Genomic DNA, 11964 nt, shown 5'->3' with positions numbered 1-11964 from the left:
GTCGTACTCTACTTCGACAGGCTTCACGCCCATGCGGGCGCCGTGGTGCTGCAGGTTGTGCGCGAGCGCGGCGCTCTCGAGCAGCGCCTTGGCGGGGATGCAGCCCCAGTTGAGGCAGGTGCCGCCGAGGCCGCCCTCGTACGACCCGCTCTCGACGCAGGCGGTCCGGAGTCCGAGTTGCGCGGCCCGGATCGCACACACGTAGCCGGCCGGTCCGGCCCCGACTACGACGACGTCGTAGGTCTCCGACATCTATCCCTTCACTCTCTGGTTCTCTAGAGGATCATCTCGAGCGGGTTCTCGAGCATGGCCTTGAAGGCGCCGAGGAACGCCGCGCCGGTGGCGCCGTCGATGACGCGGTGGTCGCACGACATGGTCACGCGCATTCGCTTGCGGACGACGATCTGGCCGTCCACCGCGACGGGCTTCTCGACCGTCTGTCCGATGGCGAGGATGCCGGCTTCCGGCGGGTTGATGATCGCCGTGAACTCGTCGATCTCGAACATGCCGAGGTTGCTGACCGAGAAGGTGCCGCCCTGGTATTCCTCCGGAGCGAGCTTTCGGGTCCGCGCCCGGGCGATGAGATCCCGCGCCTCGACCGAGATCTGCCGCAGCCCCTTGCGGCCCGCGTCGCGCAGCACCGGCGTGATGAGGCCTTCGTCGAGCGCCACGGCGATGCCGAGGTGGACCGCGCCGTGGTAGCGGATCGCGTTCTCCTCCCACGACGCGTTGACCGCCGGGTGACGGTTCAGGGCCTCCGCGGTCGCCTTCAGGAGCAGGTCCGTCACCCCGATCTTGCCGTCCGCGAAGCGGGCGTTGAGGTCCGCGCGCAACTCGAGCGCCCGGCCCATGTCGACCTCGGTCGTGAGGAAGAAGTGGGGTACGGGCCCGATCGACTGGCCGAGCCGGCGCGCGATCGCCTTCCGCATCTGGCTCGCCTCTTCGACCCGGTCCTCGAGCCCGGGTGGAGGCGGTGCGGGCGCCGCCGGGACGGGCGGCGCGGGTGTGGCGGCGGGGACCGGCGCGACGCCCGGGGCGCCCCGGGCCAGCGCGGCCTCGATGTCGGCCTTGACGATCCGGCCGCCCGGCCCGGAGCCGGCGACGCCGGCCAGTGCGATCCCGCTCTCCGCGGCCATCCGCCGCGCGACGGGCGAGGCCTTGATGCGGCCCCCGGCCGCCGCGGCCGAGTCGCCGGGCGTCGCCGCAACCGTGCCTGCGGGCGCCGCCGCGGCCGCCGCAGCCGGGTCCGGCGCGACCTCGACCGGTGCCGCGGGCTCCGGCGCCACGGCGGGCGCGGCGGGCTCCTCGGCGGGGCCTTCCGCCGGCCCCTCGCCGCCCGCCGCCGCCTCGGCGAGCAGGTCGTCGATGGCTTCGTCCGGTTCGGCGATCACGCCGATGAGCGCGCCCACGGGGACCGTGGCGCCCTCCGGCACGACGATCTTGCGCAGCACGCCGCCGCCGAGCGCCTCGACATCCATGTTCGCCTTGTCGGTCTCGATCTCCGCGACGACATCTCCCTGCGCCACGGCATCGCCCTCGGCGACCTTCCACTCGATGAGCTTGCCCTCCTCCATCGTCGGGCTCAGCTGCGCCATCACGACTCGCGTAGGCATATCGGTCGATGTCTCTCGGCTAGTCCGCGTAGCACACGTGGCGCACCGCCGCCGCCACGTGGTCCGCATTGGGGGTTACGAGCTTCTCCAGGTTCTTCGCGTAGGGCATGGGCACGTCCAGCCCGTTCACGCGCGCCACCGGGGCGTCCAGGGAGTCGAACGCCTCGCGCTGGATGTCGTCCACGACCTGGGCCCCGATGTTGCACATCGGCCACCCCTCTTCCGCGACCACGGCCCGGTTCGTCTTCTTCACGGAGGCCACGACCGCGTCCACGTCGAGCGGTCGCACCGTGCGCAGGTCCAGCACCTCCACGTCGATCTCTTCCTTCTCCAGCGCGCGGGCCGCCGCGAGCGCCTGGTGCACCATCTTCGAGTGGCACACGACGGTCACGTCCGACCCCTCGCGCTTCACCTCGGCCTTGCCGATCGGGGTCAGGTACTCCTCCTCGGGCACTTCATCCCGGACGAGGTTGTACATGATCTCGCTCTCGATGAACACGACGGGGTCGTTGTCGCGGATCGCGCTCTTGAGGAGTCCCTTCGCGTCCTTCGCCGTGGCGGGCGCGATCACCTTCAGCCCCGGCACGTAGCTGTACCAGGGCTCCGGCGACTGCGAGTGCTGCGCCGCGAGCTGTAGCGCCGCGCCGCCCGGTCCCCGGAAGACGATGGGGACGTTGTACTGCCCGCCCGACATCTGGAACATCTTCGCCGCCGCGTTCACGACCTCGTCGATCGCGAGCAGGGCGAAGTTCCACGTCATGAACTCGACGATCGGCCGCAGCCCCGCCATCGCCGCGCCCACGCCGAGCCCCGCGAACCCCAACTCGGCGATCGGGGCGTCCCGCACGCGCCATTCCCCGAACTGGTCGAGCAGCCCCTTCGTGACCTTGTAGGCGCCGTCGTACTCGCCCACCTCCTCGCCGATGATGAAGGTCGAGTCGTCCCGCTCCATCTCTTCGCGGAGGGCGTCGTTCAGCGCTTCCCGATACGTGAGGACGGCCATCAGCGCAGCTCCTTCCGCCACGCATCGCGTCGCCGCATGTCGTCCGGGTACCCGTCCGAATACACGTAGCGATAGAGCGCTTCCGAATCGGGGAAGGGGCTCCGGTTCGCAAAGGCCGCGGACTCCTCGGCGATCTCCTTTGCCTCGCGGTCGATCGCCTGGTAATCCTCCTCCGTCAGCCGCCCCGCGTCCATGAGCTGCCGGGTGAAGGAGAGGATCGGGTCATCCGACCGCCACTTCTCGACCTCCTCGCGCGTCCGGTACGTCCCGTGCATCGGATCCGCCATCGAGTGGCCCATGTAGCGGAAGCAGCGCGCCTCGATGAAGCTGGGCGTCTTCTCGTTCCGTCCCCGCTCGATCGCCTCCTCCATCGCCTGGCGGACGGCCAGCACATCCATGCCGTCCACGTCGAGCGACGTGAGGCCCTCGTACGCCCGGCCGCGGTCCTTGAGTTCCTTCACCGCCGCCACGCGCCGGTAGTCGGTCCCCATCCCGTACCGGTTGTTCTCGAGGAGGAAGATGATGGGCAGCTTCCAGCGCGCGGCCATGTTCATCGACTCGTGGAAGGCGCCGATGTTGACCACGGAATCGCCGAAGAAACAGAGGCAGACCTGGTCTCCGCCCCGGTAGCGGATCGCGTAGCCGACTCCGACCGCAAGCGGCAGGTGACTCCCGACGATGCCGTGGCCGCCCATGAAATTGAGCGACTTGTCGAACATGTGCATCGAGCCGCCGAAGCCCTTCGAGCAGCCGTCCGCCCGTCCGTAGAGTTCGGCCATGACGGCGTTCGGCGTCATCCCGCGCGCGATGGCCTGCGCGTGATCGCGATACGCGGTGATCACGTAGTCGTCGTCCCGCAGCGGGGAAATCGACCCCGCCGAGACGGCCTCCTGCCCGATGTAGAGGTGGCAGAAACCGCCGATCTTGCCGACCTGGTAGACCTCCGCCGCCTTCTCCTCGAACCGGCGCTCGATGATCATCTCGCGGAGGAGTTCCACGCACTCCTCCTTCGAGAGTCCGAGGAATGCGTCGGGGTCTCCGCTCGCTCCCGACCCGGGGGCTCCCGCCGGAGCGTCGGAGACCGTGGCCGTGGACCGGCCGGGGTTCGCCGCGCTCATCCCGCCGCCAGCGCCGCGACCCGCCGGCGCAGTTCGACCACCTGCTCACGCGCGTGATAGCTGGACCGCACGAGCGGTCCGCTCTCGACGTGCAGGAACCCTCGCGATTCCCCGATCTCCTTCCAGTTCGCGAACTCCTCCGGGGGCACGTAGCGGTCGATCGGAAGATGGTCCGGCGACGGCCTCAGATACTGCCCCAGCGTGAGGATCTGTACGCCGGCTTCGAGCGCGTCTCCCATGAACTCGTCGATGTCGGCGGACGTCTCGCCGAGCCCGAGCATGATCCCCGTCTTGATGAGGACCTGGTCGTCCAGTTGCCGTCCCGTCGTCAGGACGTTCAGCGAGCGGTCGTAGCGGCCGCCGGGCCGGGCGACCCGGTGCAGCCGGCGCACGGTCTCCATGTTGTGGTTGAAGATCTCCGGCCTCGCGTCGATCACCGTGCGGATCGCCTCGGGATTCCCCTGGAAGTCCGGCGTCAGGACCTCGATCGAACACTCGGGACGGCGCAGCCGGATCTCGCGGATCATCTCGGCGAAGATCCAGGCGCCGCCATCGGGCAGGTCATCGCGATCCACGGACGTGATGACGCAGTGGTTGAGCTGCAGTCGCTCGATGGCCTCCGCGACCCGCCGCGGCTCGTCTTCGTCGAGTTCCTCCGGCCGGCCGTGCGCGATCGCGCAGTAGGGGCAGTTGCGCGTGCACACGTCGCCCATGATGAGGAACGTCGCCGTGCCCGCCTCCCAGCACTCGCCGATGTTGGGGCACTGCGCCTCCTCGCAGACCGAGCTGAGTTCGAGCCCCCGCATCAGTTCCTTGAGGCGCATGTAGTTGGGCCCTCCGGGCGCCCGCACCTTGAGCCATCGCGGCTTCCGCGAAGGCCAGGCATCGGCCGTGCTCCCTCCCTGTATGACCTCGAGTGGCTTCAAGGCTGACGCTTTCTCGCTGTGTGATCCGGTCTGCATTCCGTGTCCCGCGCACCGCGCCGACGCGTCCGCATGCCGTCCGCCCGGAACCCTCCAAGATACCGGCTGTTGCGCGACGGACCAACCCGATCCGCCCCACCCGTACAGGGGGGATGGCGGAATTGCTCAGCCCTCGGGCCTCGGATATCTTCCCGCGCATGACCTATATCATCACCGAACCATGCATGAGCGAGAAGGATGCGTCCTGCGTGGACGTGTGCCCCGTCGACTGCATCTACGAGGGAGAGGATCAGTACTACATCCATCCCGAGGAGTGCATCGATTGCGGCGCCTGCGTGCCCGAGTGTCCCGTGGAGGCCATCTATCCGGACGACGAGGTGCCGGAGCAGTATGACGCCTTCACCGCGAAGAACTACACCTACTTCGACGTTCCCCCGCCCGACTGATTCCGGGCGTGAGCCTCGCGCGGTGTCGCATAAATCCTGCGGCCATTCGAGCGCCCTTGCTGAGCCTCGGCCTCCTGCTTCCGCCGCACCCGCTGTCCTCGCATGGGCTGTCGCCGCCCGGGCGGGCGTCGGACACCCCCGCCGCACAGGAACACCGACACGGAGCTTCGGCGCCTGCCGCCGCCTCGGTCCCGCCGCGCCTGCCGGCCGCGAGCCCGCTCATCGACGTGCGGGTGGACGCGACCGACCGCGAGTTCGAGATCGTCGTCGGCCCCGTCTCCCTGCCCGCCGCCGGTCCGCACCTCCGGCCCCCGGTGCAACTCGCGGAGCTGCCCGTCGCGGGCTGGATGCACGGGTTCTCGTGGCAAATGAGGGACCGGGAGGGCAGCCCGCTCCCCGATCGCCTGCTCCATCACGTCAACGTCATCGACCCCGACAACCGCGAACTCTTCTCCGCCGTCCCGCGCCGTATTCTCGCCGCGGGGCGCGAGACGAAGCGAGAGTTTCTGCCGCGCGTGCTGGGCGTTCCCCTCGCGCCCGGCACCCGGGTCCTCGTGAGCGCCATGTTCGCCCCGCTCCCCGAAGCGTCCCACGATGAAGCCTTCCTGCACATCCGGCTTCCGTACACGCCGTTCGACGATCCGGGCCTCGTCGAGCCCGTGGACGTCTATCCGTTCTATCTCGACGTGATGGGCCCGGTCGGCGAGAAGGAGTTTCCGCTTCCGCCCGGGACTCACCGGAGGAGCTGGGAGGGCAGCCCCGCCGTGGACGGGCGGATCCTCGCCATCGGAGGGCACCTGCACGACTACGGGGACTGGATTCGGCTCGAGGATGTCACGGCGGGCAAGGTGATCTGGGAAACGGGGCCCGAGGTGGACGGCGAAGGCCGCACCGTCGGCGTGCCCACGAGCCGGCTCTGGTGGCGCGGGGGCGTCCGGATCCGGAAGGACCGCGTCTACCGCATCTCCGTCCAATACTCGAACCCGCTGGGCCACCCGGCGCCGGAAGGTGCGATGGGCGCCGTCGGCGGCATCATCGTCGCCCGGGACGAGGATTGGCCGGAGTTCAACCGCGAGCACCCGGACTACGTCCAGGATCTTCGCAACACCCTTGAGAAACCGAACGAAGCCGCCCACGCCAACGGGCACGCATCCCGCTCGGACGGCGGCAGTTAGTGTCGCCACCGCACTAGCGGTTCTCCGCCGGACTTCGCCGATGCCCGAGCTGCCCGACATCACGATCTACCTGGAAGGGCTGGAAGCGCGCGTCCTCGGGCGGACTCTGGAGCGAGTGCGGCTCGGCAGCCCCTTCCTGCTTCGGAGCGTCGATCCACCGCTGGCGGAGGCGCACGGCCGCGAGGTCGTGGCCCTGCGCCGGCTGGGGAAGCGTATCGCGATCGGACTCGCGGCTCCCGATGACCGGGAGGACGAACCGGAGCTTTGGCTCGTCCTCCACCTCATGATCGCGGGGCGGCTCCGGTGGCGCGATCCCGGCGTGACGATCCCGCGGCGGCTGGGTCTCGCCGCCTTCGACTTCGCCGACGGGAGCCTCCTGCTCACGGAAGCCGGCACGAAGCGGCGGGCGTCACTCCACGTCGTGAGGGGCGCCGAGGCGCTCGCCCGGCACGACCCGGGCGGCATCGATCCCCTCACCGCGGAGCCGATCGTCTTCCGCGAGACGCTCACGGCCCGCAACCACACGCTCAAGCGCGCGCTCACGGATCCGCGGCTCTTCTCGGGCATCGGCAACGCCTATTCCGACGAGATCCTGCACCGTGCGAAGCTGTCGCCGATCAAGTGGACGAGTCGGCTCAGCGCCGAGGAGATCGGCCGGCTCCGCGACGCCACGCGCCACACGCTCGAGCACTGGACGCGCCGGCTGCGGGACGACTTGGCCGGGGAGTTCCCGGAGAAGGTGACCGCGTTCCACGCCGGGATGGCCGTACACGGGAAGTACGGGCGGCCGTGCCCGGACTGCGCAGCGCCGGTGCAGCGGATCCGGTACGCGGACAACGAGACGAACTACTGCGCCGCCTGCCAGACCGGCGGAAAAGTGCTGGCGGACCGGGCCCTCTCCCGGCTGCTGGGGAAGGACTGGCCCCGCAGCTTGGAAGCGCTGGAAGAGCTTCAGTCGGGAGGGCCGGCCTCCGCCGAGTGAAACCGGCCCCCGCCGACTACCAGGTGGCGAGTTCCACGATGGCTTCGGCGATGTCGTCGACCTGCGGCAGGGACGCGTTTTCGAGCGAGGGCGCGTAGCCGATGAAGGTGTCCGTCGAAGTGATCCGGCGGATCGGTGCGTCGAGCCACTCGAACAGTTCGTCGGCCAGGCGGGCCGAGATCTCCGCCCCGTAGCCCCAGGACTTCGCGTCCTCGTAGGCCACGAGCACGCGGTTCGTCTTCATCACCGAGCGACGGATGGCGTCCATGTCGACCGGGTTCAGCGACCGCAGGTCGATCAGGTCCGCGCGCACCGGCTCCCCCGCGCGGTCGAGCTTCGCGAGCGCCTTGCGCGTGCGCTCCACCATCGCGCCGTACGTGACGATCGTGAGGTCCTCCCCCTCGGCGACGAGCGCGGCCTTGCCGAACGGGATCATGTAGTCGGGACCCGGATAGATGCCCTTGTTGTACGTCTGCCGGTACAGGTGCTTGTGCTCCAGGAAGAGCACCGGGTCGTCGCACCGGATCGCGGTCCGCAGGAGCCCGTTCGCGTCCTCCGCGTTCGCAGGGCAGATGACGTGCATGCCGGGCGTGTGCGTGAAGAGCGAGGCGCCCGTCTGCGAATGGTAGATGGCGCCGCCCGAGATGTAGCCGCCGTACGTGGTCCGGATGACGAGCGGGCACTTCCAACGTCCCGCGGAGCGCCAGCGGAAGGTCGCGACCTCGTTCCGGAACTGGTGGTAGGCCGGCCATATGTAGTCGAAGAACTGGACCTCGGCGACCGGCTTCAGCCCGCGCACGGCGAGACCCACGGCGCGTCCGACGATGTTCGCCTCCGCGAGGGGCGCGTTGTACACGCGAAGCGACCCGAACTCGCGCTGCAGGCCGTACGTCACCTTGAAGACGCCGCCCTTGCCCTTGACCTCGTCGAGGATCTCTTCGCGGCTCGCGTCCGCCACATCCTGCCCGAACACCACGATCCGCGGGTCGCGCCGCATCTCGTCACGGAGGCAGGCGTTGAGCAGGTCGACCATCGTCTTCGGATTCCCCTCCGGGTCCGGCCGGGCCTTCGTCTCGAAGGCGCTCGACGCGGGGTCGACATCGGGCGAGTACACATGCGCGTAGACGGTATCGGGGTTCGGCTGCGGGCGGGCCATGGCCCGGTCCGCCGCGTCGGCGACATCGGCCCTGATCTCCGCCTCGAGCGATTCGAGTGCGTCGGCCTCGATCACGCCTTCCCGCACGAGGTAGTCGGCGAAGGTGGCGAGCGGGTCGCGCTCGGATTCGAGTTCCCGTTCTCCCTCGGACTTGTAGAGCCGCTCATCGTCCGACATCGAGTGGCTGTAGGGCCGGGTGACATGCGCGTGCACGAGCGCCGGACCGTGGCCGGACCGCACGTATCGCGCGGCGCGCCGCATGACGACGTAGCTCTCGAGCGGGTCCGTTCCATCGACCTCTTCGACGTGGAGGTTCGGGTAGTTCCGCACGAGACTCGAGATGCTGCCGCCGGCCGTGTTGACCTCCACCGGCACGGAAATCGCGTATCCGTTGTCCTCCACGAGGAAGAGGATGGGAAGCTGCAGGTTGGAGGCGGTGTTGATCGCCTCCCAGAACTCTCCTTCCGAGGTCGTGCCGTCCCCCGTACACACGAGCACGATCTCATCCGATTCCACCTGCGGGGCGACGGCGTCGAGTCCGTCGAGGCCGGCGGTCCGCGCGCGAGCGATGCCCTCCGCGCACCCCACCGCCTGGTTGAACTGTGTGCCCGTCGGGCTGGAGGGCGTGACGAGGTGCAGGGCCGGAGAACCGAAGTGCGCCGGCATCTGCCGTCCGCCAGTCGACGGATCTTCCTCCGCCCCGACCGCGCCCAGGAACATCTCGTAGGGAGACATGCCGAGCTCGAGGCAGAGCGCGCGGTCGCGGTAGTAGGTGAAGAACCAGTCGTGCCCCGCTCTGAGCGCGCGGCCCGCCGCGACGAGGAGCGCTTCGTGTCCGGCGCCGGAAATCTGGAAGAAGACGCGGTTCTGCCGCTTCATCGCGATTTCGCGGTCGTCGATCGTCCTCGACGTATACATCGTGCGATACATCGCGAGGAGGTCTTCGGCCTGGAGGTCCCGCCATTCGGGGCGGGCGAGGGCGCTGAGCGCGCGCTCCAGATCGTCGGTCTGGTCGATAGGGGTTGCCATGTATGTCCAGGTAATCAGGAAGAGTTTGGGTGCCGGGTCTCCGGGCTCTGGAGACTCGCCACGACTCCGCCTTCGCCCTCCGCAACCGCCCCGCCCCAACCGCGACGAAGACCCGGCGGGGAATCTAAGCACCCCTGCCGCGTCTAGAAACCGACCTTCAGAAAGCGGCGCAGGCGCGGGAGAATCGAGTCGGCGTGGTCCGCGATGGGGTCCCCCTCCCCGCTCTCGGGCATGAGCTGGCTCAGCGCGTGCAGCATCGCGACGGCGTAGTCGGAGAACGACCGATAGGGCGGCGCGTGGCGGAATCCCCACGCCCCCGCGGGAAGCAGGAGGAGCCAGCGCAGGTCGCCCGCCAGCTGGATCAGGTCCCCTTCATCCAGCGCCAGCTTCGGTTCGCCCATGGCCAGCCGCGTCAGCGCGGCCATGAAGAGGGCCGACGCTTCCGGCGAGAGCAGCTCGAGATCGGGGTAACGCGCCAGAACCCGGGAGGCGAAGGAGGGCTCGAGGCCCTCGGGCGCGGCGAGTCGCTGGGCGAGGGTCGTGGGCTCTCCGTCGCCCAGAATCAGCCACTCGAGTCGAAGGGGAGGGAAGGCTCGCTTCAGCGCCGCCAGAAACTCGGCCCGCGGGCCCGCCCTCGAGGACGCGCCGGCGTCCCGTTCGTAATTCGACAGCGTGCCGAGACTCACGCGTGCGGGCTCGGGCAACTCCGCGTTGACGCGGCCGCGAAAATCGCGCAGCGACAAGCCCTGAATATCTTTACGGAAGAATCTCAATCGTGATTGAACGGTGTCCATATATCTGAACATACGGATTGGCGGCTTCCCGTTGCAACCGTGCGGAGCCGGTACGTGTTGACTCAGCGTTACCTTCCGGCTTGGCATGCTTCAGATCCATCCTTAAAGGTGTCGGTCACATGAGCTTCCCAAGAAACCATGGTTTCCCCGGCTGCCGGCTCGGCGGGCCGCTGAGCTTCGGGATCGCCTGTCTCATCGTCCTCTTCATGCCGGCGTCGGAGTTGCGCGCGCAGGACGGTCCGGGGCAGCGCGAACCGGAAGGGGTGCCGCCCGCTACGCTCGAAGGCCTCGCGGTCCGTACGGCGGAGGCGCCCGCCATCGACGGAGTCCTGGACGATGCGGCCTGGAACGGCGCTCCGGTGATGACGGACTTCATCCAGCGCGAACCCTTCGACGGGCAGCCGGCGTCCGAACGCACCGAAGTGCGCATGGTGTTCGACGACGAGGCCATCTACGTGGGGATCTGGGCCTTCGACGGGGATCCGGCCGCGATTATCGCCGGGGATCGGATCCGGGACGCCGAGGTTTCCGAGGCCGACCACGTCCTGCTCGCGTTCGACACCTACCACGACTTCCAGAACGCGTTCGTGTTCGGGACGACGCCGGCGGGCATCGAGTACGACGGACAGGTTGCCAACGAAGGCCGTGGCGGCGGTTTCTTCCTGGGGGGCGGTTTCAACACCCAGCGGCGGATGCAATCCGGCGCCGGCGGAGGCTTCAACAAGAACTGGGATGGCTCCTGGAACGTCGCGACGAGCCGTGACGGCGAAGGCTGGTACGCGGAGTTCCGGATTCCCTTCAACACGCTCCGCTACGGGACCGATCCGACCTGGGGCTTCAACGTCTCCCGTCAGATCCGGCGCCGGAACGAGGAGTCCTTCTGGGCCGCGGTCCCCCGCGAGTTCAACCTCTACCGGCTCAACTACGCGGGCCACCTGACGGGGCTCGAGCTTCCCTTCCGGCGACTCGGCTCGGTTACGCCGTACATGCTGGGTTCGACGGCGCGGGACTACGCGGGCGGGCAGACGGCGTTCGAGCAGAACTACGATGTCGGCGGCGAGGCCAAGCTCCAGCTCACGCGGGGAATGACGCTCGACGCGACGTACAATACGGACTTCGCGCAGGTAGAGGTGGACGACCAGCAGGTCAACCTGACGCGCTTCAGCCTGCTCTTCCCCGAGAAGCGCCCCTTCTTCCTCGAGAACGCGGGGTTCTTCGCGGTCGGGGGCGGTGGGGCGGATCTCTTCTTCAGCCGCCGCATCGGCATCGCCAACGGGCGGCAGGTGCCGATCACCGGCGGCGCCCGCGTCTCCGGGCGCGCGGCCGGGTTCAACGTCGGGATGCTGCACATCGGGACGGATGGGATCGAGGGCATCCAGGGCGCGAACGCGTATTCGGTCGCCCGGGTGGCGCGCGAACTGCCGAACCGGTCGCGGATCGGCGGGGCCTTCATCAACCGCGACGGGAGCGCTTCCGGCGACTACAACCGGACCTACGCGGTGGATGGGCAGCTGGGCCTGGGGGAGGCGTGGACGTTGACGGCGTGGGGGGCGAGGACGGCGACCCCCGGCCTGACGGACGCGGACGGGGCGTTCGACGCGACCTTCGGTCTCACGACCCGCAAGTGGCGGGGGAACCTCCAGTACCAGTACTTCGGCGAGAACTTCAACCCCGAAGTGGGCTTCCTGCGGCGGACGGGGCACCAGTACTACCAGGTCTTCCTCA

Annotated in this window: 11 protein-coding genes; 4 read left to right on the top strand and 7 right to left on the bottom strand. The window is 68.9% G+C overall.

Going from position 1 to position 11964, the window contains the following annotated elements:
* The 5 genes from OXN85_12335 to lipA form a co-directional block, all read right to left on the bottom strand.
* The coding region (locus OXN85_12335) for an FAD-dependent oxidoreductase (GenBank protein ID MCY3600745.1) at positions 1–252 on the bottom strand (252 nt) is incomplete at its 3' end.
* A gap of 23 nt (positions 253–275) precedes the next feature.
* A complete protein-coding gene (locus tag OXN85_12330) occupies positions 276–1613 on the bottom strand; it encodes a dihydrolipoamide acetyltransferase family protein (GenBank protein MCY3600744.1) in 1338 nt (445 codons plus the stop codon).
* 19 nt (positions 1614–1632) lie between these two features.
* Positions 1633–2616 carry a pyruvate dehydrogenase complex E1 component subunit beta gene (locus OXN85_12325; protein ID MCY3600743.1) on the bottom strand — a complete coding sequence of 328 codons (984 nt, stop codon included), beginning with the start codon at positions 2614–2616 and terminating at the stop codon, positions 1633–1635.
* On the bottom strand, positions 2616–3734 hold the full coding sequence (pdhA, locus tag OXN85_12320; GenBank protein MCY3600742.1) for a pyruvate dehydrogenase (acetyl-transferring) E1 component subunit alpha: 1119 nt from the start codon (positions 3732–3734) through the stop codon (positions 2616–2618). Before pdhA ends, OXN85_12325 begins: the two co-directional genes overlap by 1 nt.
* Positions 3731–4660 carry a lipoyl synthase gene (gene lipA, locus OXN85_12315; GenBank protein MCY3600741.1) on the bottom strand — a complete coding sequence of 310 codons (930 nt, stop codon included), beginning with the start codon at positions 4658–4660 and terminating at the stop codon, positions 3731–3733. The genes pdhA and lipA overlap by 4 nt, the downstream gene beginning before the upstream one ends.
* A gap of 194 nt (positions 4661–4854) precedes the next feature.
* On the opposite strand from lipA, the gene OXN85_12310 reads away from it, so the two are divergent.
* The 3 genes from OXN85_12310 to OXN85_12300 are packed head-to-tail and all read left to right on the top strand — an operon-like array spanning position 4855 to position 7260.
* Positions 4855–5103 carry a ferredoxin family protein gene (locus OXN85_12310; GenBank protein ID MCY3600740.1) on the top strand — a complete coding sequence of 83 codons (249 nt, stop codon included), beginning with the start codon at positions 4855–4857 and terminating at the stop codon, positions 5101–5103.
* A gap of 56 nt (positions 5104–5159) precedes the next feature.
* On the top strand, positions 5160–6278 hold the full coding sequence (locus OXN85_12305; protein MCY3600739.1) for a hypothetical protein: 1119 nt from the start codon (positions 5160–5162) through the stop codon (positions 6276–6278).
* A gap of 40 nt (positions 6279–6318) precedes the next feature.
* Positions 6319–7260 (top strand): formamidopyrimidine-DNA glycosylase, encoded by a 942-nt coding sequence (locus OXN85_12300; protein ID MCY3600738.1) that lies wholly within the window; start codon positions 6319–6321, stop codon positions 7258–7260.
* 16 nt (positions 7261–7276) lie between these two features.
* Here OXN85_12300 and OXN85_12295 read toward each other — a convergent pair whose 3' ends face one another.
* Positions 7277–9445, bottom strand: coding sequence for a dehydrogenase E1 component subunit alpha/beta (locus OXN85_12295; GenBank protein ID MCY3600737.1), 2169 nt, complete (start codon positions 9443–9445; stop codon positions 7277–7279).
* 143 nt (positions 9446–9588) lie between these two features.
* Entirely contained in the window at positions 9589–10188 is a 600-nt protein-coding gene (locus OXN85_12290; protein ID MCY3600736.1) for a hypothetical protein, read from the bottom strand.
* A 170-nt stretch (positions 10189–10358) separates the two neighbouring features.
* On the opposite strand from OXN85_12290, the gene OXN85_12285 reads away from it, so the two are divergent.
* Positions 10359–11964, top strand: a 1606-nt coding sequence (locus tag OXN85_12285) for a DUF5916 domain-containing protein (protein MCY3600735.1), incomplete at its 3' end; no start/stop codon positions are given.

It is taken from the genome of Candidatus Palauibacter australiensis (genome assembly GCA_026705295.1).
GTDB classification, from domain to species: Bacteria; Gemmatimonadota; Gemmatimonadetes; order Palauibacterales; family Palauibacteraceae; genus Palauibacter; species Palauibacter australiensis.
Note: the sequence above shows the minus strand (reverse complement) of the source record. Positions and strands in the feature narration are given on the sequence as shown.